This is a genomic window from Streptomyces sp. L500, from assembly GCF_054551825.1.
In genome coordinates this window covers 166,773-189,488 of record NZ_JBTOLC010000007.1, presented here as the reverse complement: position 1 = coordinate 189,488, position 22,716 = coordinate 166,773, and the positions used below count along the sequence as shown (strand labels likewise).

22 protein-coding genes are annotated in these 22,716 nt (G+C 71.2%); 4 read left to right on the top strand and 18 right to left on the bottom strand.

Annotated features, from left to right (window positions below):
* A complete protein-coding gene (locus tag ACX9I7_RS10530; RefSeq protein ID WP_459387136.1) occupies positions 1 to 444 on the bottom strand; it encodes a DUF948 domain-containing protein in 444 nt (147 codons plus the stop codon).
* A gap of 219 nt (positions 445 to 663) precedes the next feature.
* Entirely contained in the window at positions 664 to 1,278 is a 615-nt protein-coding gene (rpsD, locus tag ACX9I7_RS10525) for a 30S ribosomal protein S4 (protein ID WP_126913325.1), read from the bottom strand.
* Between the two features lie 201 nt (positions 1,279 to 1,479).
* Between rpsD and ACX9I7_RS10520 the strand changes: the two genes are divergently transcribed.
* A complete protein-coding gene (locus tag ACX9I7_RS10520) occupies positions 1,480 to 2,196 on the top strand; it encodes a DUF2470 domain-containing protein (protein ID WP_387576367.1) in 717 nt (238 codons plus the stop codon).
* Positions 2,197 to 2,304: 108 nt separating this feature from the next.
* Here ACX9I7_RS10520 and ACX9I7_RS10515 read toward each other — a convergent pair whose 3' ends face one another.
* The 4 genes from ACX9I7_RS10515 to ACX9I7_RS10500 all read right to left on the bottom strand — a co-directional run bounded on the left by ACX9I7_RS10515 (position 2,305) and on the right by ACX9I7_RS10500 (position 6,435).
* Positions 2,305 to 3,657 carry a replication-associated recombination protein A gene (locus ACX9I7_RS10515; protein WP_459387135.1) on the bottom strand — a complete coding sequence of 451 codons (1,353 nt, stop codon included), beginning with the start codon at positions 3,655 to 3,657 and terminating at the stop codon, positions 2,305 to 2,307.
* Between the two features lie 85 nt (positions 3,658 to 3,742).
* Complete coding sequence (locus tag ACX9I7_RS10510; RefSeq protein ID WP_189453959.1) at positions 3,743 to 4,393, bottom strand: vitamin K epoxide reductase family protein; 651 nt, start codon at positions 4,391 to 4,393, stop codon at positions 3,743 to 3,745.
* A 60-nt stretch (positions 4,394 to 4,453) separates the two neighbouring features.
* The gene (gene hisS, locus ACX9I7_RS10505) at positions 4,454 to 5,716 is read right to left on the bottom strand and encodes a histidine--tRNA ligase (RefSeq protein ID WP_459387134.1); all 1,263 of its coding nucleotides are present in this window, start codon (positions 5,714 to 5,716) and stop codon (positions 4,454 to 4,456) included.
* Between the two features lie 11 nt (positions 5,717 to 5,727).
* Entirely contained in the window at positions 5,728 to 6,435 is a 708-nt protein-coding gene (locus ACX9I7_RS10500; protein ID WP_358622463.1) for an MBL fold metallo-hydrolase, read from the bottom strand.
* A 211-nt stretch (positions 6,436 to 6,646) separates the two neighbouring features.
* On the opposite strand from ACX9I7_RS10500, the gene ACX9I7_RS10495 reads away from it, so the two are divergent.
* Together ACX9I7_RS10495 and ACX9I7_RS10490 are read left to right on the top strand one after the other, a co-directional pair.
* Entirely contained in the window at positions 6,647 to 7,453 is an 807-nt protein-coding gene (locus ACX9I7_RS10495; protein ID WP_392756824.1) for a peptidylprolyl isomerase, read from the top strand.
* Between the two features lie 214 nt (positions 7,454 to 7,667).
* The gene (locus ACX9I7_RS10490) at positions 7,668 to 8,897 is read left to right on the top strand and encodes a DUF349 domain-containing protein (protein WP_126913332.1); all 1,230 of its coding nucleotides are present in this window, start codon (positions 7,668 to 7,670) and stop codon (positions 8,895 to 8,897) included.
* A gap of 72 nt (positions 8,898 to 8,969) precedes the next feature.
* On the opposite strand, the gene ACX9I7_RS10485 is transcribed toward ACX9I7_RS10490, so the two are convergent.
* The 12 genes from ACX9I7_RS10485 to ACX9I7_RS10430 form a co-directional block, all read right to left on the bottom strand.
* Entirely contained in the window at positions 8,970 to 11,531 is a 2,562-nt protein-coding gene (locus ACX9I7_RS10485; RefSeq protein WP_387576375.1) for a RelA/SpoT family protein, read from the bottom strand.
* 194 nt (positions 11,532 to 11,725) lie between these two features.
* On the bottom strand, positions 11,726 to 12,274 hold the full coding sequence (locus ACX9I7_RS10480) for an adenine phosphoribosyltransferase (protein WP_189453948.1): 549 nt from the start codon (positions 12,272 to 12,274) through the stop codon (positions 11,726 to 11,728).
* Entirely contained in the window at positions 12,271 to 13,395 is a 1,125-nt protein-coding gene (gene secF / locus ACX9I7_RS10475; RefSeq protein WP_387576377.1) for a protein translocase subunit SecF, read from the bottom strand. The genes ACX9I7_RS10480 and secF overlap by 4 nt, the downstream gene beginning before the upstream one ends.
* A gap of 1 nt (position 13,396) precedes the next feature.
* Complete coding sequence (secD, locus tag ACX9I7_RS10470) at positions 13,397 to 15,226, bottom strand: protein translocase subunit SecD (protein ID WP_459387133.1); 1,830 nt, start codon at positions 15,224 to 15,226, stop codon at positions 13,397 to 13,399.
* 148 nt (positions 15,227 to 15,374) lie between these two features.
* Positions 15,375 to 15,878 (bottom strand): preprotein translocase subunit YajC, encoded by a 504-nt coding sequence (gene yajC, locus ACX9I7_RS10465; protein ID WP_387576381.1) that lies wholly within the window; start codon positions 15,876 to 15,878, stop codon positions 15,375 to 15,377.
* 163 nt (positions 15,879 to 16,041) lie between these two features.
* The gene (gene ruvB, locus ACX9I7_RS10460; protein ID WP_459387132.1) at positions 16,042 to 17,115 is read right to left on the bottom strand and encodes a Holliday junction branch migration DNA helicase RuvB; all 1,074 of its coding nucleotides are present in this window, start codon (positions 17,113 to 17,115) and stop codon (positions 16,042 to 16,044) included.
* A 121-nt stretch (positions 17,116 to 17,236) separates the two neighbouring features.
* Positions 17,237 to 17,851, bottom strand: coding sequence for a Holliday junction branch migration protein RuvA (gene ruvA, locus ACX9I7_RS10455; RefSeq protein ID WP_189453938.1), 615 nt, complete (start codon positions 17,849 to 17,851; stop codon positions 17,237 to 17,239).
* Positions 17,848 to 18,399, bottom strand: a complete 552-nt coding sequence (gene ruvC / locus ACX9I7_RS10450) for a crossover junction endodeoxyribonuclease RuvC (protein WP_189453936.1) — start codon at positions 18,397 to 18,399, stop codon at positions 17,848 to 17,850. Before ruvC ends, ruvA begins: the two co-directional genes overlap by 4 nt.
* Positions 18,400 to 18,529: 130 nt before the next feature.
* Entirely contained in the window at positions 18,530 to 19,282 is a 753-nt protein-coding gene (locus tag ACX9I7_RS10445; protein ID WP_358622444.1) for a YebC/PmpR family DNA-binding transcriptional regulator, read from the bottom strand.
* 60 nt (positions 19,283 to 19,342) lie between these two features.
* The gene (pdxT, locus tag ACX9I7_RS10440; RefSeq protein WP_387576385.1) at positions 19,343 to 19,936 is read right to left on the bottom strand and encodes a pyridoxal 5'-phosphate synthase glutaminase subunit PdxT; all 594 of its coding nucleotides are present in this window, start codon (positions 19,934 to 19,936) and stop codon (positions 19,343 to 19,345) included.
* Positions 19,937 to 20,076: 140 nt separating this feature from the next.
* Positions 20,077 to 20,988: a pyridoxal 5'-phosphate synthase lyase subunit PdxS gene (gene pdxS, locus ACX9I7_RS10435; protein WP_126913343.1), complete on the bottom strand. Its 912-nt coding sequence runs from the start codon at positions 20,986 to 20,988 to the stop codon at positions 20,077 to 20,079.
* 82 nt (positions 20,989 to 21,070) lie between these two features.
* Positions 21,071 to 21,613: a LemA family protein gene (locus ACX9I7_RS10430; RefSeq protein ID WP_387576387.1), complete on the bottom strand. Its 543-nt coding sequence runs from the start codon at positions 21,611 to 21,613 to the stop codon at positions 21,071 to 21,073.
* A 191-nt stretch (positions 21,614 to 21,804) separates the two neighbouring features.
* Between ACX9I7_RS10430 and ACX9I7_RS10425 the strand changes: the two genes are divergently transcribed.
* Positions 21,805 to 22,503: a VC0807 family protein gene (locus ACX9I7_RS10425; protein ID WP_387576389.1), complete on the top strand. Its 699-nt coding sequence runs from the start codon at positions 21,805 to 21,807 to the stop codon at positions 22,501 to 22,503.
* Positions 22,504 to 22,716: the final 213 nt, after the last annotated feature.

The following is a 22,716-nucleotide window of genomic DNA, read 5'->3' as shown; positions in this document are numbered from 1 at the left end:
TCAGCCCTTCCCACGGAGACGGCGGCCGCCGAACCGGGCGGACGGCGGTTTCTTGTCGACGGCCCTGCCGACGAAGACGGTGCTCCTCGGCTCGGGCTCCGCCTTGCGGCCCATCGCGCGGCGCACGCCGTAGCCGAACGCGGCGACCTTGACCAGGGGGCCGCCGAAGGCGGAGGAGACGGTCGAGGAGAGCGCCGAGGCGTTCGCCGTGACCTCCTGGACGTCCGCGGTGATCGAGTCGACGCGGGCGAGCTGGGTGTTGGCGGAGCGGACGGTCGCGGACGCGTCGGCCAGCAGCGGGACGGCCTGCTCGGAGATGTCGGCGACCAGTCTGGTGGCCGCTCTCAGCGTCTGCGCGAGCCGCACCAGCACCAGGGCGATGAACGACACGAGGATCGCCCAGAAGACGGCCACGAGGATCCCGGCCACCTCTCCACCGGACACGCTGCACCGCTCCCTAGCTGTTGTCTTTCAACGCTTGTCGGATACCGACCTTATCGCGCCGGGCCTCGGCGGCCGTACCGCATTACCGGTCCGTACGGCACGGATGTACGAGGGACGCGCGGGGCCTGCCGGCCCCGGAAACGCACCAGCCCGCCGGCCCGCGGCCACGAGGGCCGGCGGAACGACGGGCTGGGCGAAAGGAGAGGTAAAACGTCCGACTTAGCGGGCGTAGTACTCGACGACGAGCTGCTCGTCGCAGATCACCGGGATCTCCTTGCGGTTCGGGTCGCGGTCCAGGCGGAACGCCAGCGCCTGCAGGTTGACCTGCAGGTAGCGCGGGGTCTCGCCCTCACCGGCGTAGCCACCGGCCATGGCGACCTGGAACGGGTGCTTGGCACGGCTGCGCTCGCGAACGGTCACGACGTCGTTCGGACGGACGCGGAAGGACGGCTTGTCGACCTTCTTGCCGTTGACCTCGATGTGGCCGTGGACGACCATCTGGCGGGACTGGTACACGGTGCGGGCGATGCCCGAACGCAGGACCAGGGCGTCGAGGCGACGCTCGAGCTCGACGACCAGCGCCTCGCCCGTCTTGCCCTCGGCCTTCTTGGCGCGGTCGTAGGCACGCGCCATCTGGCGCTCGCTGATGTCGTACTGGGCGCGCAGACGCTGCTTCTCGAGCAGACGGACCTTGTAGTCCGAGTTCTGCTTGCGGCCACGGCCGTGCTCGCCCGGCGGGTAGGGGCGGGCCTCGAAGTACTTGACGGCCTTCGGCGTCAGCGCGATGCCGAGCGCACGGGACTTCTTGACCTTGGGACGCGACTGGTTAGGCACGTTCTCCAGACCTCCGTTGATAAGTTAGGTTAGGCTTACCTTACTCAAGGAGATCGCATGTCTCGTCCGGGGAACACCAGTCACATCACGGACAGCACGAAGGGATCCCAAAAGGGATCCGACGCTCACGAGGGCGTCGACGTGACGGAGGTCCGATCAGATCGTGGTCAGCCGCGTCCTGGCGGACTTGAGATCGCACGGATGCCGTCAGCAGCCGAGCGCACACGAACTCTCGTACAGAGTACATGCTCCGCGGTGCTGCTCATTCCCGGGGCCGCCGGCTCCTGCCCCGACCAGCTGCTGCCGGACGTGCGGACCGTCGGCCCGGACGGCGAGGTCTTCCTCGTCCTGCCCGCCGACTCCCCGGCCGTCCGGGCCGCCACCCACGCCCAGGACGACGAGCTGGCCGTCGTCCTGGAGCTCACGGACGTGGCCCCCGTCTCCGTCCCCAACCGGATCCGCGGCCGCGCCTGGCTGTCCGGCTGGCTGACCTGCGTGCCCGGGGTCGCCGAGCCGGGCCGGATGCTCCTGCGGCTGGAGCTGGGCGAGGCGAGCGTGGACGACCTGTGGGGCGCCGAGACCGTCGAGCCCGACGCCTTCGCCCGCGCCTGCCCCGACCCGCTGGTCGAGCACGAGGCGGAGCTGCTCCAGCACCTCCACTCCGGCCACGGCGACCAGGTGCGCAGCCTGTGCGCGCTGCTCGGCGACCGCGAGAGCGACGCGTGGGACGCGTACGCCTCAGCGGTGCCGGTGGCCCTGGACCGCTACGGCCTCCGCGTCCGCTTCACCCGCCGCCACGGCCCCGGCACCCCGGCCGACCGCTCCTTCGACGCCCGCTTCGAATTCCCGGAGCCGGCCGACGACGTGGTCGCCTTGCGGCGGGCGATGCACCAGTTGTTCGAGGCAGCGGGCTGCTGAACGGGGGGCGCCGGTTTGTGGGCAGGCGTTCCGCAGGGCTGGGGGCACCTCCCAGCGGTAGCTGGGGGAGGGTGGGCACAAACCGGCCACCGGGCCGCACCCGAACGGTTACGACTTCCCGCGCAGGCGCGAGCGCACCCGCTCGGCAACGTCCGCGTACCGCGCCTCCGCCCCGTGCCGAGTCGGCTCGTAGTACACCTTCCCGTGCACGGAATCCGGGGCGTACTGCTGCGCCGCGATCCCGCCCGGCAGGTCATGCGGGTACTGATACCCCTCCCCGTGCCCCAGCTTCTCCGCCCCCTTGTAATGGCTGTCCCGCAGATGCGCCGGCACCGGCCCCGCCAGCCCCGCCCGTACGTCCGCCAGCGCGGCGTCGATCGCCAGATACGCCGCGTTGGACTTGGGGGCCAGTGCCAGCGCCACCGCCACGTGACCCAGCGTGATCCTCGCCTCGGGGAACCCGATCATGGCGACGGCCTGTGCTCCGGCCACCGCCGTCTGGAGGGCCGTGGGGTCGGCCAGGCCGATGTCCTCGCTCGCCGAGATCATCAGCCGGCGCGCGATGAAGCGCGGGTCCTCCCCCGCCTCGATCATCCGCGCCAGATAGTGCAGCGTCGCGTCCACGTCCGAGCCGCGGATGGACTTGATCAGGGCGCTGGCCACGTCGTAGTGCTGATCGCCGTCGCGGTCGTACTTCACGGCCGCCCGGTCGACCGCGCCCTCCAGCGTCTCCAGGGTGATCTCGTCCTCGCCCTTGGCGATGGCCGAGCCCGCACCCGCCTCCAGCGCCGTGAGCGCGCGGCGGGCGTCACCGCCCGCGATGCGCAGCAGATGGGCCTCGGCGTCCTCCGAGAGGGCCACCGCCCCGCCCAGCCCGCGCTCGTCGATGAGGGCGCGACGGATCAGGCCGCGCAGATCGTCGTCCGTCAGGGCCTGGAGGGTCAGCAGCAGGGAGCGGGAGAGCAGCGGGGAGATGATCGAGAAGTACGGGTTCTCCGTCGTGGCCGCGATGAGCGTGACCCAGCGGTTCTCCACGGCGGGCAGCAGTGAGTCCTGCTGGGCCTTGCTGAAACGGTGGATCTCGTCCAGGAAGAGGACGGTCTCCTTGCCGTAGCCCCCGGAGGCGCGGCGCGCGCCGTCGATGACGGCCCGTACCTCCTTGACCCCGGCGGTGATCGCGGAGAGCTCCACGAAGCGCTTGTTGGTGGCCTGGCTGACCACATAGGCGAGCGTGGTCTTGCCGATGCCGGGCGGGCCCCAGAGGATCACCGAGGAGGGCCCGGCGGGGCCGCCGCTGCCCTCTCCCACCAGGCGGCGCAGCGGGGAGCCGGGCCCCAGCAGATGCCCCTGCCCCACCACCTCGTCGAGCGTGCGGGGGCGCATCCGGACGGCCAGGGGGCTGCTCGCCGGATCCTTCTCCTGGCGGTCTTCCGCGGCGGCGGTGAACAGGTCGGGCTCCACGCTCGAAACCCTATGCCACCCCACTGACAATGCCGCCGGACCCGAGGGTCCGGCGGCATTGATCAAGCCGATGCGAAGGGGCGCGTCAGGCCGTGCCGCCCGTCCAGAACCACCACCACTTGGTGAGGATCAGCATCCCGATGACGCCGATGTGCAGCACCGGCAGCACCCAGTGGAACTCCAGCAGCCCCCGCTTGAGCCCGTCCGGCGCGGGGATGAAGCCGTGCCGGACGTTCTGCACGGTGACGTACCAGAACATCAGGATCGTGGCGACCCAGGCCAGGCAGCACCACAGGCACAGCGAGCCGATGACGTACAGCGACTGGTACTGGAGCCAGGTGACGAAGCCGACGCCGAAGAGGCAGCCGGCCTCCATGCCCAGCCAGTACCAGCGCGGCAGGCGGGCGCCGGAGAGCAGCGCCAGCCCGATCGCGATGATCACGCCGTAGCAGACCAGGCCCAGCATCGGGTTGGGGAACCCGAAGGCCTCGGCCTGCTCGCTCTGCATGATGTTGCCGCAGGAGACGATGGGGTTGAGGCTGCAGCCGGGCTTGAAGTTCGGGTCCTTGAGAAGCTCGATCTTGTCCAGCGTGATGACCCAGGAGGCCAGCAGACCCATGGCGCCGGTGATCACCAGCAGCAGCGCGAACGCGCGGCTCGCGCCCACGGCGCCACGGCCGGGGCCGTCCCGCTCCGTGCCGTCGAGGTCCGAGCGGTCGAGTGCCGAAGTCGTCATAGCGCTGTCGATCCCATCAGTAGGCCGTTGCCGCCTCATTCTGCACCAGCAGTCTGTGAATCAGCTCTGGGCCGAACGGACTTCACTCACAACGGTGTCGAGCGGCACGGCCTTCTGCTCGCCGCTCTCCAGGTCCTTGAGCTGCACCACGCCCTCGGCGAGATCCCGCTCGCCGGCGACGAGCGCGAAGCGCGCGCCGGAGCGGTTGGCCGACTTCATGGCGTTCTTCAGGCCCTTGCCGCCGAAGGCGAAGTCGGTGGCGACGCCGGCCCGGCGCAGCTCGGTCACCACGCCGAAGAGCACCCGGCGGGCCTCCTCGCCCAGCGGCACCGCGAAGACCTGAGTGGCGGCGGGCAGTTCGAGCTCGATCCCCTCGGCCTTGAGGGCCAGCACCGTACGGTCGACGCCGAGCGCCCAGCCGACGGACGGCAGGGCGGGGCCGCCGATCATCTCGGAGAGGCCGTCGTAGCGGCCGCCACCGCCGACGGCGGACTGCGAGCCGAGGCCGTCGTGGACGAACTCGAAGGTGGTGCGGGTGTAGTAGTCCAGGCCCCGGACCAGCTTCTCGTCGTCCTCGAAGGCGACGCCGGCGGCGGTCAGCAGCGCGCGGACCTCCTCGTGGTACTCCTTGCACGCCTCGCACAGGTGGTCGCGGAGCATGGGGGCGCCGACGAGCTGCTTCTGGACGGCCTCGCGCTTGTCGTCGAGGACGCGCAGCGGGTTGATCTCGATGCGGCGGCGGGTGTCCTCGTCCAGCTCCAGGCCGCGCAGGAAGTCCTGCAGGGCGGCCCGGTAGGCGGGGCGGCACTCCTTGTCGCCGAGGGAGTTGAGCAGCAGGCGGAAGTTCGTAAGGCCCAGCGACTTGTAGGCGTCGACGGCCAGGATGATCAGCTCGGCGTCCAGCGCCGGGTCCTCGGCGCCGATGGCCTCCGCGCCGACCTGCGAGAAGTGGCGGTAGCGGCCGGCCTGCGGGCGCTCGTAGCGGTAGTACGAGCCCGAGTACCAGAGCTTGACGGGCAGGTTGCCGGCCTTGTGGAGGTTGGCCTCCAGGGCGGCGCGCAGCACGGAGGCGGTGCCCTCGGGGCGCAGGGCGAGCTGGTCGCCGCCGCGCGTGGTGAGGGTGTACATCTCCTTGGTCACGATGTCGGTGGACTCGCCGACGCCGCGGGAGAACAGCTCGACCTGCTCGAAGCCGGGGGTCTCCACATAGCCGTAGCCGGACCGCTTGAGCGGCGCGGAGATCGCCTCGCGCACGGCGAGGTAGGTGGCCGAGTCGGGCGGAAGGAGGTCGTAGGTGCCCTTGGGGGCCTTGAAGGTGCTCACGGAAACTCTCGTCACATTCCTCGTCGCGGAGCCGAGGGGGCTCCAAGGCCGGCGGCCACTTCCCGCAGATACGGGTTGGTGGCGCGCTCCTGGCCGATGGTCGTCTGGGGGCCGTGGCCGGACAGCACCACGGTCGAGTCGTCCAGGGGCAGGCACACACGGGCCAGCGACTGGAGCATCTCGGCGTGGTCACCGCCGGGCAGGTCGGTGCGTCCGACGGAGCCGGCGAACAGCAGGTCGCCCGAGAAGAACACCGAGGGGATCTCGGCGGTCTCGGGCATCCTGAAGGTCACCGACCCCTTGGTATGGCCGGGCGCGTGCGCGACGGAGAACTCCAGCCCCGCGAGTTCCAGCCGGCTGCCGTCGGAGAGCTCCTTGACGTCGTCCGGCTCGCCCACCGTCAGCTCGCCCATGAGGTGCTGCCCGATGGAGCGGCCGAGGGCCTTCTCCGGGTCGCTCATCATGTAGCGGTCGGCGGGGTGGATCCAGGCGGGGACGTCATGGGCGCCGCACACCGGGACGACCGAGGCGACGTGGTCGAGGTGGCCGTGGGTGAGGACGACGGCGACGGGCTTGAGCCGATGCTTCTTGAGCGCTTCCTCGACGCCCTGGGCCGCCTGGTGGCCCGGGTCGATGATCACGCACTCCTCGCCGGCGGCGGGGGCGACCAGATAGCAGTTGGTCCCCCAGGCCCCGGCGGGGAACCCGGCAATGAGCACGTTCGTCCTTAATGATCGGCGAGTTCTTGCAGGCGGTCCTGCAGGCGGTCTTGCGGGTGGTCTTTCCGGCGGACGCCCCCAGGCGGGGACACCCGACCGCCTCAGAGCCTACCGGCGGCACTCCCACCACGGCGAACCCGTATACGGTACGGGCGACACTTGCGATTCGTGGCTTATGACATGCACAGCGACGGCACGAGGAGAGGACCCGGTGGTCAGTAACGAGCAGCGGCGGCGCCAGCTCGCCCGGGAGAAGTTCGAACGGCAGCAGCAGCGCCGCGAGGCGGCCCGCCGCAAGGCCCGCCGCCGGAACGCGGTGATCGCCGCCGGAGTGGCCGTGGTGCTGGCCGCGGGCGCCACCGCGTACGCCACCGGTGCCCTGGTCGACGACGGCGGGAAGAAGAACGTCGCCGCCGACGCCGCTCCCACGCCCAAGAAGGACCCCTGCGCGAAGCCCGCGCCGGGCACGCCGTCCGCGAAGACGTGGAAGTCCGAGCCGGAGATGACGGTCGACAAGTCGGCGTCGTACGCGATGAACCTCACGACCACGTGCGGCGCCATCGACCTCAAGCTCGACGCCGCGAACGCCCCGCACACGGTCAACTCCTTCGACTTCCTGGCGAAGGAAGGCTTCTTCGACCACTCCAAGTGCCACCGGCTGACCACCGCGGGGATCTACGTCCTCCAGTGCGGCGACCCCAAGGGCACCGGCCAGGGCGGCCCCGGCTACACGATCGAGGACGAGAACCTCAAGGACCCGAAGCTCAAGGGGAACGTCTACCCCGCGGGCACGGTGGCGATGGCCAACACCGGCCAGCCGCACACCGGCGGCAGCCAGTTCTTCCTCGTCTACCAGGACAGCCAGCTGCCGCCGCAGTACACGCCGTTCGGCACCATCGGCGCCGAGGGCATGAAGACGCTGAAGAAGATCGCCGACGCGGGCGAGAGCTCCGGGGCCGGCGACGGCGCGCCGAACGCCACCGTCGTCATCGACAAGGCGGCGGTGACCAGAAGCTGACGCCCGTACGGCGAAATTTCGGTCGCGCGGGATACGGACAGCCGGGCCGCCGTTCGCCTATGTTGGCGTTGTGTAGGGTGCCTGCTCCGACGGTTCCGCGCACCCGGATGATCAAGCCGTCGGACCCGGTCAGGGCGCGGCCCTGCCCGGCAACAACTGTGGACGATGCGCGCGGGCCGCGACGACGGCCCCGCCATCATGTGGAGGAGGCGCTGTGAGCAGCGACCCGTGGGGCCGCGTCGATGAGACGGGCACCGTGTACGTGCGTACTGCCGACGGCGAGCAGGTCGTCGGCTCGTGGCAGGCGGGGTCCCCTGAGGAGGCCCTGGCTTACTTCGAGCGCAAGTACGAGGGCCTGGTCGTCGAGATCGGCCTCCTCGAGCGACGGGTGAGGACCACCGATCTCTCGGCCAAGGACGCGACGGCCGCGATCGATCACATCCGCACCCAGGTCGACGAGCATCACGTGGTGGGCGACCTGGACGCGCTGCGGGAGCGGCTGGACAAGCTCGTCGCCACCGTCGACACGCGCCGCGAGGAGCGCAAGGCGGCGAAGGCCAAGCAGTCCGAGGAGGCCCGTACGGCCAAGGAGGCGCTGGTCGCCGAGGCCGAGGAGCTGGCGGCGAGCGAGCAGTGGCGCTCGGCCGGCGAGCGGCTGCGCGCCCTGGTGGACACCTGGAAGGGTCTGCCCCGGCTGGACCGCAAGACCGACGACGAGCTGTGGCACCGCTTCTCGCACGCCCGGTCGGCGTTCTCCAAGCGGCGCAAGGCGCACTTCGCCTCGCTGGACGCGCAGCGCGAGGAGGCCCGCAAGGTCAAGGAGAAGCTGGTCGCCGAGGCCGAGTCGCTCTCGGGCTCGACGGACTGGGGTCCCACGGCCGCGCGCTACCGCGACCTGATGGCCGACTGGAAGGCCGCCGGGCGCGCCCAGCGCGAGGCGGAGGACGAGCTGTGGGCCCGTTTCCGGGGCGCGCAGGACGTCTTCTTCCAGGCCCGCGGCCAGGTCTTCGCCGAGCGCGACGCCGAGCAGTCCGGCAACCTCACGCTGAAGGAGGAGCTGGTCGTCGAGGCCGAGAAGCTGCTCCCGGTGACCGATCTGAAGGCGGCCCGGGCCGCGTTCCGTTCGATCAACGAGCGCTGGGAGGCCATCGGCCATGTGCCGCGCGACGCCCGCCCGAAGATCGAGGGCCGGATGCACGCGGTCGAGCGGGCCATCCAGGAGGCCGAGGAGGCCGAGTGGCGGCGCACGAACCCGGAGGCGCGGGCCCGTGCGGCCGGGCTGACGGGTCAGCTCCAGGCCGCCGTCGACAAGCTCCAGGAGCAGGTCGACAAGGCGCGCGCCGCGGGCAACGACGCCAAGGCGAACAAGCTCTCGCAGGAGCTCGAGGGCCGCAAGGCCCTGCTCGACCAGGCCCTGAAGGGCCTTGAGGAGTTCGGCGGCTGATCGGGCCGCCACGAAGTAAGGGGCTCCGGCTATTGCCGGAGCCCCTTACTCATGTGCTCTTGAGCAGGCTGCTCACGGCCTGCGGGCCGACGTCACGCGGTAGACGTCGTAGACGCCCTCCACGCCGCGCACCGCCTTCAGGACGTGCCCCAGGTGCTTGGGGTCGCCCATCTCGAAGGTGAAGCGCGAGGTGGCCACCCGGTCGCGGGAGGTCTGCACGGCGGCCGACAGGATGTTGACGTGCTGGTCGGACAGCACCCGGGTGACGTCCGAGAGCAGCCGGGAGCGGTCCAGCGCCTCCACCTGGATGGCGACGAGGAAGACCGACGACTGCGTCGGCGCCCACTCCACGTCGAGGATCCGCTCGGGCTGCTGCGAGAGCGAGTCGACGTTGACGCAGTCCGCGCGGTGCACGGAGATCCCGTTGCCCCGGGTGACGAAGCCGATGATCGGATCGCCGGGGACGGGCGTACAGCAGCGGGCCAGCTTCACCCACACGTCGTCGACGCCCTTGACGACCACGCCCGGGTCGGCGCTCGAACGGCGCTTGGAACGGCCGCGGATGGGCGGTGCCGCCTCCTCGATGTCCTCCGTCGCCGCGTCCTCGCCCCCGAGGGCCTGGACGAGCTTCTGCACCACGCCCTGCGCCGCGACATGGCCCTCGCCGATGGCGGCGTAGAGGGAGGAGATGTCGGGGTAGCGCATCTCGTGCGCGAGGGTGACCAGCGAGTCGCCGGTGAGGATCCGCTGGATCGGCAGGTTCTGCTTGCGCATGGCGCGCGCGATGGCGTCCTTGCCCTGCTCGATGGCCTCGTCGCGGCGCTCCTTGGAGAACCAGGCGCGGATCTTGTTGCGGGCGCGCGGGGACTTGACGAAGCCCAGCCAGTCGCGGGAGGGGCCGGCGCCGGTCGCCTTGGAGGTGAAGACCTCCACCAGGTCGCCGTTGTCGAGGGTGGACTCCAGCGGGACGAGCCGGCCGTTGACCCGGGCGCCTATCGTGCGGTGGCCGACCTCGGTGTGGACGGCGTAGGCGAAGTCGACGGGCGTGGCACCCGCCGGGAGCGCTATGACATCGCCCTTGGGCGTGAAGACGAAGACCTCGTTGCGCGAGAGGTCGAAGCGCAGGGACTCCAGGAACTCGCCCGGGTCCTCGGTCTCCTTCTGCCAGTCGAGGAGCTGCCGCAGCCAGGCCATGTCATTGACGGTGTCCTGGTTCTTGCCGGCGTTCTTGGGCACGTCCGTACGGATCTTGGAGGCGCCGGCGACGGCCTCCTGCTTGTACTTCCAGTGCGCGGCGATGCCGTACTCGGCGCGGCGGTGCATGTCGAACGTGCGGATCTGGAGTTCGACGGGCTTGCCGCTGGGCCCTATGACCGTCGTGTGCAGCGACTGGTACATGTTGAACTTGGGCATCGCGATGTAGTCCTTGAACCGCCCCGGCACCGGGTTCCACCGGGCGTGGACGGTGCCGAGCGCCGCGTAGCAGTCGCGGACGGTGTCGACGAGGACGCGGATGCCCACCAGGTCGTAGATCTCGGCGAAGTCCCGGCCCCGCACGATCATCTTCTGGTAGACGCTGTAGTAGTGCTTCGGGCGGCCGGTGACGGTCGCCTTGATGCGGGCGGCGCGCAGGTCGGCCTGGACCTCGTCGGTGACGACGGCCAGGTACTCGTCGCGCTTGGGGGCCCGCTCGGCGACGAGCCGGACGATCTCGTCGTACATCTTGGGGTAGAGGATCGCGAAGGCGAGGTCCTCCAGCTCCCACTTGATGGTGTTCATGCCCAGCCGGTGGGCCAGCGGGGCGTAGATCTCCAGGGTCTCGCGGGCCTTCTTCTCCTGCTTCTCCCGCTTGAGGTAGCGCATGGTGCGCATGTTGTGGAGGCGGTCGGCGAGCTTGATGACCAGGACGCGCGGGTCCTTGGCCATGGCGACGACCATCTTGCGCACGGTCTCGGCCTGCGCGGCCTCGCCGAACTGCACCCGGTCGAGCTTGGTGACGCCGTCGACGAGCAGGGCGACCTGGTCGCCGAAGTCGCGGCGGAGGTCCTCCAGGCCGTACTCGGTGTCCTCGACGGTGTCGTGCAGCAGTCCGGCCATCAGGGTGGCCGGATCCATGCCCAGCTCGGCGAGGATCGTGGTGACGGCGAGGGGGTGGGTGATGTACGGGTCGCCGCTCTTGCGCTTCTGGCCCCGGTGCCAGCGCTCGGCGACCTGGTAGGCCCGCTCGATCTGGCGCAGCGTGGCGGCGTCGGCCTTCGGGTCGTTGCCGCGCACGATGCGCAGCAGCGGCTCGAGCACGGGGTTGTACGGGCTGGAGCGCTGGACGCCGAGGCGGGCGAGGCGGGCGCGGACGCGGCTGGAGGAGCCGGGCCGGTGCGCGGGGCCCTGCGGGGGCGTGGGGCGGGCCGGGGCCTGGGCGCCCGCCGGCTGGGGGCGGGCCGCGGTGGGCTGCCGGTCGGCCTTGTGCTGCGGGGTGCTCGCGGCGGCCTGCGGCCGGTTCCGCTCCCCGTCCGCGGCCGGGCCCGGGGCGTCCCCCCGCGGGCGGCCGGAGGGCGTGCCCGTGACCGCCGCGGCCTCGGGAGACGGCTTCTTGTCCTGTTGAGCGGCGGTGAGCGGCTGGACCTCGTCTGGCAAGAGCACTCCTCATGCGTACCGGCCCCCCGTTCAGGTCCGGACTGCCATGGTATCGATCCCGGCCACCGGACCGCCGCGCACGGGGCGCCATCAGGAACAACAGCGGCGGGCACCGGGGACTTCCCCGGTGCCCGCCGCGTGTGTGGGCCCACCCTCCCCCAGCTACCGCTGGGAGGTGCCCCCAGCCGGGCGGCTCAGACGGTGATCAGCGCCTCCAGGGGCGCGCCGTCGAGGGCGGGCTCCAGCCGGGCGCGGCCCGGCAGGAAGCCCAGCTCCATCAGCACCGCGACACCGGCGACCTCGGCGCCGGCGCGGCGGATCAGCTTCAGGGACGCCTCGGCCGTGCCACCGGTGGCCAGCACGTCGTCGATGACGAGGACGCGGTCGCCCTCGACGAGGGCGTCGGCGTGCATCTCGATCTCGGCGGTGCCGTACTCCAGCTCGTACGACTGGGCCAGCGTGGCGCCGGGAAGCTTGCCCGCCTTGCGGACGGGCACGAAGCCCAGCCCGGCGCGGACGGCGACCGGGGCGGCCAGGATGAACCCGCGGGCCTCCAGGCCGACGACCTTGGTGGCGCCGTGGCGCTCGCAGAGCCCGGCGAGGGCGTCGGTGAGCGCGGCGAACGCCTCGGCGTCGGCGAGCAGCGGGGTGATGTCCTTGAACATCACGCCCGGCTTCGGGTAGTCCGGCACGTCGTGGATGCGGCTGAGCAGCAGCTCGCGCAGCTCCTGCGGGGCGCTCATCGGCGCTTCCCCGAGGGACGACCGCCGCGGCCGCGGCTCTGGCGGCGCTGGGAGACGACCCCGGCGGCGGCGTCCTCCGGCTCCTCGTCGTCCGCGCCGTCCACGTCGGACGGCTCGCGGTCCTGGACGGCCCCGCCCGCCTCGGCCTTGGCGGCGTCGGCGGCACGGCGGGCGCGCACCCGCTTGGTCAGGGCCTTCATCTGCGGGTCGCGCTCCTTGAGGTCGGCGACCAGCGGGGTGGCGATGAAGATCGAGGAGTAGGCACCGGCCGCGAGGCCGACGAACAGGGCGAGCGAGATGTCGTTGAGCATGCCCGCGCCGAGGAAGCCGCCGCCGATGAACAGCAGGCCGGCGACCGGCAGCAGCGCGACGACCGTGGTGTTGATGGAGCGCACCAGGGTGCCGTTGAGGCTGCGGTTGGCGATCTCGCTGTAGGTGAAGCGGGTCTGCTTGGTGAGGTCCTTCGCGCTCTCCTTCAGACCGTCGAAGACGACGACGGTGTCGTAGAGGGAGTAACCGAGGATCGTCAGCAGACCGATCACGGTGCCCGGGGTGACCTCGAAGCCGACGAGCGCGTAGACGCCGACGGTGATGGTGAGGTCGTGGATCAGGGCGATCAGCGCGGCCAGCGCCATCCGCCATTCGAAGGCGATGGCCAGGTAGACGACCACGAGGATCATGAAGACGCCGAGGCCCGTCCAGGCCTTGCCGGCGATCTCGTCACCCCAGCTCGGGCCGACGATGTCGGTGTTGACCTTGTTCAGGTCGACGTCCAGCTTCTTGGCCAGCGCTTCCTGGGTCTTGCGGGACTGCTCGGGGGTGAGGTCGCTGACCTGGACGCGCAGCGTCTTGTCACCGAGCTTCTGGACGATCGCGGGGTGACCCGAGACGTCCTGGGCCGTCTTGCGGGCCGTCTCGGCCGAGACCGAGGTCTTGGGGGTGGTGAAGACCGCGCCGCCGGAGAACTCGATGCCGAAGTTCAGACCACGCACCGCCAGGCCGACGATGGCCGTGATGGTGATCAGGATCGAGATGCCGTACCAGATCTTCCGCTTGGCCACGAAGTCGTAGCCGACCTCGCCGCGGTAGAGCCGGGCGCCGAGATTACCGAGTCGCGACATCTCACGCCTCCTTCGGGTCGACGGTGGCGGAGGGACGGCGGCGGGAGGCCCGCAGCGGCGGCTTGGCGCCGAGCCGCTGGGGGTCCAGACCGGACCACGGGTGGCCGCTGGCGAAGAACTTGCGGCGGGCGAGGATCGTCATGAGGGGCTTGGTGAAGAGGAAGACCACGACGACGTCGAGGAGCGTGGTGAGGCCGAGGGTGAACGCGAAGCCCTGCACCTTGCCGACGGTGACGATGAAGAGCACCGCGGCGGCGAGGAAGGAGACGAAGTCCGAGACGAGGATCGTGCGGCGGGCGCGCGGCCAGCCGCGCTCCACGGCGGGACGCAGGGTGCGGCCCTCGCGGATCTCGTCGCGGATGCGCTCGAAGTAGACGATGAACGAGTCGGCGGTGATACCGATGGCGACGATGGCGCCGCAGACGGCCGGCAGGTTCAGCGCGAAGCCGATGGCCGGGCCGAGCAGGACCATGATCGTGTAGGTGAGCACGGCGGAGCACGCGAGGCTCGCGAGGGCGACGAGCGCCAGACCGCGGTAGTAGATCACCAGGTAGAGCACGACGAGGGCGAGGCCGATGGCACCGGCGATCAGGCCGGCCCGCAGCTGCTCACCGCCGAGCGCGGCGGTCACCGTCTGCTCGGTGACGACGTCGAAGGACAGCGGCAGGGCACCGTAGGACAGCACGTTGGCGAGATCCTGGGCGCTCTGCTGGGTGAAGCCACCGGAGATCTCCGCCTGGCCGCCGACGATGGACGTGCTCACGGACGGGTCGGAGACGACCTCGCCGTCGAGGACGATCGCGAACTGGTTCTGCGGCGACGGCTTGCCGGCCAGCTGGCCGGTGACGTCGGCGAACTTCTTGGCGCCGGAGGAGTTGAACTTCAGCTGGACGAGCCAGCCCTTGCCGCCCTGGGAGTCGAAGACGGCGTTGGCGTCCTTGATGGACGCGCCCTCCACGGCCACCGGGCCGAGGATCTCCTTGACGGAGCCGTCCTTGCGGCACGCGACGATGGGGTCGGTGGCCTTGGCCGCGGAGGCGGCCTCGTTGGCCTTGGAGCGGCTCTCCTTGGTGGAGCAGTCCAGGGCGTCGAGCTGCTTCTGGAGGGCGGCCACGTCACCGGCGCCCGGGGTGGGCGGCGGGGTGGGCGCCTTCTTGTCGTCCTTCTTGGCCTCGTCCTTCTTGCCGTCGGCGTTCTTGCCGTCGGACACGGACGCGGTGGCCTGCGGGGTCGGGGTGCCGTCGGCCTTGAGGGCGTCGGTCACGGGACGGCCCTGGGGGCCGGTGGAGGCGGAGGACGAGCCGGAGGGCTTGTTCTTGTCGCCGGACTTGTCGCCGGACTTGTCAGCCGACTTGTCGCCGGACTGGCTCCCCTTGCCCTTGTCGGCCGAGGAGGAGGGCGTCGGCTCGGGCGCCTTGACACCGGCGGTCGCGGTGAGGACGGGCCGGAAACCGAGCTGAGCGGTGGTGCCTACCTGCTGGCGAGCCTGCTTCGCGTTCGTCCCCCGGGGGATGTTCACGATGATGTGCTTGCTGCCCTGCGTCTGGACCTCGGCCTCGGTCACACCAAGACCGTTGACACGCCGCTCGATGATGCCGACGGCGGTGTCCATATTGGTCTTGTTGATCGCGTTGGGCTTGCCCGGCTGGTTCTTGGCCTCCAGCGTGAAGCTGGTGCCGCCCGCGAGGTCGATGCCCAACCGCGGTGTGGTGTGCCCGGAGGCGAACATCCCCCCGGTGAGCGCCACCATGGCGATCAGGATCAGGGCCAGGACTCGTCCCGGCCTGCCCTGGCCGCCCGGGGACCTGCGGCCCTTCTTCGGTGCTGCCACCTTGTCGTTTCTCCCTGTCCAACCGCCGGGCGTCGGGTGTTCGCCGGGCGGCCACGAAATGATGTGGGGACCTGCCCCCGCCGGAGCCTAGACCGTAACGGAACCGCGGCGCACCGCTCAGTGGGTGCTCCGCGGTTCCGGAGAAGGACTACTTGGCGTCGGTGTCGCCGTCCCGCTTCGCGTCCTTGTCCTTCGGCTCGGTCGCCTCGCCGGACTTCTCGGCCCCCGCCTCGGTGTCCTTAGTCCCGCCCTCGGCCGGAGCGGCGTCCTTGCCCAGGTCGATCTTCTTGTCGACCGGGGGCTCGCCGGTCTCGACGGCCTCGGTGAGCGAGGAGGCGTCGTCGGGCACGACCGGCGTCTCCTCCGGCTCGAGGCCGTGGACGATGCGGTTGTACTCGGCGTCCTCCAGGACGGCGCCGATGGCGTTCTTCGCGTAGATGGCGTGGACGCCGGGGGCGACCTCCAGGAGAACCGTGTCGTCGTGGATCTCCTTGACGGTCGCGTACATGCCGCCGATCGTCCGGACACCGGTACCTGGCTGCATCTGGTCGCGCATCCGCACGGCCTGGCGCTGCTTGTTCTTCGCCGAGCGCGTCATCAGGAACATGGCCCCGATGAGCACGATGAACGGCAGGAGAGTCGCGATATTCACGGGACGGGGATTCCTTCACACGACCGCTGGGGAAACGGCCTGGTCTACGGGGGTGGTATGCCGTGCGATACGGACGGCATCGGCGGAGTCTAAGCGGTTCCGCACCGATGGAACAACGCCCAGCATGGCACCGTGGTTCCTGACCGGACCAGCCCCCGCGCCGTCACTCCCCGAAGAGACCCCGCTGGCCGGGTGCCCCGCCCTGCTGCGGCGGCACCAGCCCGAGGTGCGACCAGGCCGCCGGGGTGGCGACCCGGCCCCGGGGCGTACGGGCCAGCAGGCCCTCCCGCACCAGGAACGGCTCGGCGACCTCCTCGACCGTCTCGCGCTCCTCCCCCACGGCCACGGCCAGCGTGGACAGCCCGACGGGACCGCCGCCGAAGAGCTTGAGCAGCGCGGTGAGCACGGCCCGGTCCAGCCGGTCCAGGCCGCGGCCGTCCACCTCGTACACCGCCAGGGCCTGGGCGGCGATCTCCTGGGTGATCACACCATCGGCCTTGACCTGCGCGTAGTCGCGGACACGGCGCAGCAGCCGGTTGGCGATGCGGGGCGTGCCACGGGAGCGGCCGGCGATCTCGGCGGCGCCCTGGTCCGCCATCTCCACGTCGAGGAGGCGGGCGGAGCGGCGGACGACGCGCTGGAGCTCGGCGGGCGAGTAGAACTCCATGTGGCCGGTGAAGCCGAAGCGGTCGCGCAGCGGGGGCGGCAGCAGTCCGGCGCGGGTGGTGGCGCCGACGAGGGTGAAGGGCGGCAGCTCCAGGGGGATGGCGGTGGCGCCGGGGCCCTTGCCGACGATGACGTCGACCCGGAAGTCCTCCATGGCCATGTAGAGCATCTCCTCGGCGGGCCGGGACATGCGGTGGATCTCGTCGAGGAAGAGCACCTCCCCCTCGGTGAGGGAGGAGAGGATCGCGGCCAGGTCGCCGGCGTGCTGGATGGCGGGGCCGGAGGTGATGCGGATGGGGGCGCCCATCTCGGCCGCGATGATCATCGACAGGGTGGTCTTGCCGAGGCCGGGGGCGCCGGAGAGCAGGACGTGGTCGGCGGTGGCGCCCCGGGCGCGGGCGGCCTTCAGGACGAGATCGAGCTGTTCGCGGACGCGCTCCTGCCCGATGAACTCGTCCAGATCCTTGGGCCGCAGGGCGGCCTCGACAGCCTGATCCTCCCCATCGGCGGCGGTACCGACGAGGCGGTCGGCCGCGGGGGGTTCGTAGGTGGACTCGTCGTCCCAGTTCACGAGTAAAACCTCACGGTTGGAGAAGTATGTGGGCGGGCGTTCCGCAGGGCTGGGGGCGCCTCCCAGCGGTAGCTGGGGGAGGGTGGGCACAAACCCACCACCGGCCCGCACCGCGCCCCGCTCACCGTGCCCGGTTGAGCGTCTGCAACGCCGCCCGCAGCAACTGCCCCACCTGCGGCGTACCACTGGCTTCAGCCTGCGGCGCGACGGCCTCGACGGCCTCGTCGGCCTCCCGGCTCGCGTAACCGAGCCCGACGAGCGCGGCATGCAGCTGATCCCGCCAGCCGGCGACACCGGCCGAAGCCCCCGTGCTCAGCGGACCGGCCGAGCCGACCGGCGCGCCGAGCCGGTCCTTGAGCTCAAGGAGCAGCTTCTGCGCCCCCTTCTTCCCGATGCCCGGCACGGCCGTGAGCGCCTTCTCGTCCCCGGCGGCGAACGCCCGCCGCAGCGCGTCCGGCGAGTGGACGGCCAGCATGGCCTGGGCGAGGCGGGGGCCGACCCCGCTGGCGGTCTGGAGGAGCTCGAAGGTCTGCCGCTCGTCGTCGTCGGCGAAGCCGTAGAGCGTCAGGGAGTCCTCGCGGACGACGAGGGACGTCGCCAGTCTGGCGGGCTGTCCGACCTTCAGCCGGGCGAGCGTGCCGGGGGTGCACTGGACGGCCATGCCGACGCCGCCGACCTCGACGACGGCGGTGTCCGGGGCGAGGGCCGCGACCGGCCCGGAGACGAAGGCGATCATCGGGTGCCCTTCGGGATGCGTACGGGGGTGGGGGTGCGGCGGTGGGCGGCGGCGAGCTCCTGCAGCCGGTTGGTCGCGGGCGCGCGCCAGATGTGGCAGATGGCCAGGGCCAGGGCGTCGGCGGCGTCGGCCGGCTTGGGCGGCGCGTCGAGCCTCAGCAGCCTGGTGACCATGGCGCCGACCTGGGCCTTGTCGGCCCGGCCGGAGCCGGTGACGGCGGCCTTGACCTCGCTGGGCGTGTGGAGGGCGACGGGGAGCCCGCGCCGGGCGGCGCACAGCATGGCGACCGCGCTGGCCTGGGCGGTGCCCATGACCGTACGGACGTTGTGCTGGCTGAAGACCCGCTCGACCGCCACGTACTCGGGGCGGTGTTCGTCGAGCCACTGCTCGATGCCGCGCTCTATGAGGACGAGCCGGTCGGCCACGTCGGCGTCGGCCGGGGTGCGGACGACGCCCACTCCGACCATGCGCAGCGGACGGCCCGCGACGCCCTCCACCACTCCGACACCGCATCGCGTCAGCCCCGGGTCCACACCGAGCACCCGCATCGCGCCCCTCCCTCCGCTCACCTGCTCGGGCAGGCTATCGGCTGCCACTGACAACGGCCGTTCACGCCGACGGGCCAGTGGGACACGTGTCCCACTGGCCCGTCCGCCGGCCGCGGCCGGAACGCGACGCTTACGCGTCGACCTTGGCCATGACCTCGTCGGAGACGTCGAAGTTGGCGAAGACGTTCTGGACGTCGTCGCTGTCCTCGAGCGCGTCGATCAGCTTGAAGATCTTGCGGGCGGCCTCCTCCTCGAGCTCCACCTGCATGGTGGGCACGAAGTTGGCCTCGGCCGAGTCGTAGTCGATGCCGGCGTCCTGGAGGGCGGTGCGGACCGCGACCAGGTCGGTGGCCTCGCTGAGGACCTCGAAGCTCTCGCCGAGGTCGTTGACCTCCTCGGCGCCCGCGTCCAGGACCGCGCCGAGGACGTCGTCCTCGGTGAGCTCGCCCTTGGGGACGATGATGACGCCCTTGCGGTTGAACAGGTAGGACACCGAGCCCGGGTCGGCCATGGAGCCGCCGTTGCGGGTCATGGCGACGCGCACGTCGGAGGCGGCGCGGTTGCGGTTGTCGGTGAGGCACTCGATGAGCACCGCGACACCGTTGGGGCCGTAGCCCTCGTACATGATCGTCTCGTAGTCGGCGCCGCCGGCCTCGAGGCCGCCGCCGCGCTTGACCGCGGAGTCGATGTTCTTGTTCGGGACCGACTGCTTCTTCGCCTTCTGGATGGCGTCGTAGAGCGTCGGGTTGCCCTCGATGTCGACGCCGCCCATGCGGGCCGCGACCTCGATGTTCTTGATCAGCTTCGCGAAGAGCTTGCCGCGCTTGGCGTCGATCACGGCCTTCTTGTGCTTCGTCGTAGCCCATTTAGAGTGGCCGGACATCTCGCCTGTCTCCTTCGCGTAACCAAATTCAGAACGAACGACAGAGATCCTACCGGGATCTCACGAGCGGGTGGAGCGGACCATCTCCACAAACAGCTCATGGACCCGGTGATCGCCCGTGAGCTCCGGATGGAAGGACGTGGCCAGCACATTTCCCTGCCGGACGGCGACGGTGTGGCCGTCGTGAACGGCGAGGATCTCGACCGCCGCGCCCACGGACTCGACCCAGGGGGCGCGGATGAAGACGCCCTCGACGGGCCCGCCCTCGACGCCGGCCACCTCGACCTTCGCCTCGAAGGACTCGTTCTGCCGGCCGAAGGCGTTGCGGCGCACGATCATGTCGATGCCGCCGAGGGTCTCCTGGTCCTCACGGCCCTCCAGGATCTTGTCGGCGAGCATGATCATGCCGGCGCAGGTGCCGTAGACGGGCATCCCGGCCCGGACGCGCTCGCGCAGCGGCTCCAGCAGACCGAAGATCACCGCGAGCTTGGACATGGTGGTGGACTCGCCACCGGGTATGACCAGGCCGTCGACCTCGGCGAGCTCCTCGGGCCGGCGCACGGGCCGGGCGAGGGCGTCGGCCGAGGCCAGGGCCACGAGGTGTTCGCGGACGTCGCCCTGGAGGGCGAGGACGCCGATGGTGGGGGTGGACACGGTGGGCACTGCCTCTCGGGTCGGTTGCGGCGGGGCGGTCGGGACGGCCGGTGGACCGCACCCACCGGCCGCCGGTGGTACGCCGGGTGGGCGGCCCGCCGTGTAGCCGCGGACCGCCCACCCGGGATGAACGTGTGCTGTTACCAGCCGCGGTTGGCGTAGCGCTCGGCCTCGGGCAGGGTGTCGCAGTTGATGCCGACCATGGCCTCGCCCAGGTTGCGGGAGGCGTCCGCGATGATCTTCGGGTCGTCGTAGAAGGTGGTGGCCTTCACGATGGCGGCGGCGCGCTTGGCCGGGTCGCCGGACTTGAAGATGCCGGAGCCGACGAAGACGCCCTCGGCGCCCAGCTGGCGCATCAGCGCGGCGTCGGCCGGGGTGGCCACACCACCGGCGGAGAACAGCACGACCGGCAGCTTGCCGAGCTCGGCGACCTCCTTGACCAGCTCGTAGGGGGCGCGCAGCTCCTTGGCGGCGGCGAAGAGCTCGTGGTTGTCGAAGCCGCGCAGCTTGGCGATCTCGTTCTTGATCTGGCGCAGGTGGCGCACGGCCTCCACGACGTTGCCGGTGCCGGCCTCGCCCTTGGAGCGGATCATGGCCGCGCCCTCGGCGATGCGGCGCAGGGCCTCGCCCAGGTTGGTGGCACCGCAGACGAAGGGGGTGGTGAAGGCCCACTTGTCGGAGTGGTTGACCTCGTCGGCCGGGGTGAGGACCTCGGACTCGTCGATGTAGTCGACGCCGAGGGACTGGAGGACCTGGGCCTCGACGAAGTGGCCGATGCGGGACTTGGCCATGACCGGGATGGAGACGGCGTTGATGATGCCCTCGATCATGTCCGGGTCGGACATCCGGGCCACGCCGCCGTCCTTGCGGATGTCGGCGGGCACCCGCTCCAGAGCCATGACCGCGACCGCGCCGGCGTCCTCGGCGATCTTCGCCTGCTCTGGGGTGACGACGTCCATGATCACGCCGCCCTTGAGCTGCTCGGCCATGCCGCGCTTGACGCGCGCGGTGCCGGTCTCCGGAGTCTGGGGCGTGCTGGGGGTGGACACGATGTGACCTCGCTATCAAGGGCCGGTATTGCTGCATCGTCATCAAACCGGCGTTCGAGGCGCGGGAAAAAGGGCCAATCCGGGGTCAGTGGCCTGCCCGGTCGGCCAGGACGGCCGGAGGCTCGTCATCCATTTCGAAGGCCATCGGGAAGGGGGCGTGACCGGCCAGCCGGAACCAGCGCACCTTGCGGTGCCGGCGCAGCGCCCGGGCCGCCCGTACGGCGTCGTTGTGGAACCGGCGGGCCATGGGCACCCTGCGGATCGCCTGGGTCAGCTCGGCCAGCGACTCCTCGCCGCCGGGCGCCTGCCGGACGGCCTCCACCTGCGGGGTCTCGGCGAAGACGGCCCGCAGCGCCTGGCTGAGCTCGCTCTCGGCGACCTCGCGGTGCTCCTCCTCGGCCTGCCGGGCCGCGTGGGCGGCCTGGTACATCACCATCGAGGCGGCCGGATCGAGGATCCCGGCGGTGGCGAGCTCCTGGGCGACCGAGGCGCGCCGGAGCAGCTGGGCGTCCAGGGCCGCGCGGGCGGCGTCGATACGGCTGTGCAGCCGGTCCAGCCGGCCGGCGGTCCAGCTGAGGTAGACGCCGATGACGACCAGGGCGGCCGCGATCCAGATCAGTGTGGTCACGCCGGGTCACGTTACCGTCCGGCTCCCGGGCGGATGCCCGGCAGCCACCGGAGGTCTCCACCCGGGGGTGGAGGGCGGGGTGGAGGCGGCGATCGGGAAACCGGCCCTGGCTCCGATCCGTCTCCACCCGCCCGGCTTCTAACGTCGAAGCAGATCGCCGGATCGCCGGGCCGAACCGCTGGAGGCACCTCATGGAACGGATGGAATCGCGTGGTGCGCGCCCCGCGCGGGCGCTGCTCGCGCCCCTCGCCGTCAGCGTCGCGCTGCCCCTGGCCGTGTACTACGCGCTGCGCGCGCAGGGCATCGCCCAGTGGCAGGCCCTGCTGCTGAGCAGCGCCATACCGGCCGCGCACGCGCTGGTCACGGCCGTGGTGCGGCGGCGGGCCGAGGTCTTCGACCTGCTGATCGTGGCCCTGCTCGCGGTATCGGCCGTGACATCGCTGATCAGCGGCAGCCCCCGGGTGCTCCTGCTGAAGGACGCGGGGCTCCCGGCGGTGCTGGGCCTATGGATCCTGGGCACCTTGTTCGCGGCCCGGCCCTTCGCCTTCCAGTTCGGGCGACGGCTGAGGGATCCGGCGGCGGAGGAGGAGGCCGAGCGCGTCTGGGACGCCATGCCGGAGTTCCGCGCGGCGCTGCGGGGGCTGACGGTGCTGTGGGGCGGGGTCGAACTGCTCGACGCGGCATTGAGCACGCTGGAGGCACTGTCGCTGCCGGTCGATGTGGTGCCGGTACTCGGCAGGTTCCAGTCGATAGGGCTGATCGCCGTGCTCGTGGTCGTCACGATCCGGCACAGCCGTAGCTTCCGGGCCCGCCACGGCCTGGGCCTCTTCGGCATCCGGCCCACAACGTCCCCAACCAGCGAGGAGATACCGGGCCGGGTCGGGGCCTGACGGGGGGGGAACGGGCCCGGTCGGACCGCCTACGGGGGTGGTGGTCCGACCGGGTCGCACGGCGGGGCCAACCGGTCTTGGCGAAGTCCGATGCGGTTCGGTAGCGCCCCGTAGGGGCGCGGGGAACTGCGCGACCAGCCCCCACCGGCCCGCAGGCGCCAGACTGGACCGCATGGCGGGACCGCCCGGCATACCGGGACAGCCCGGCACGCC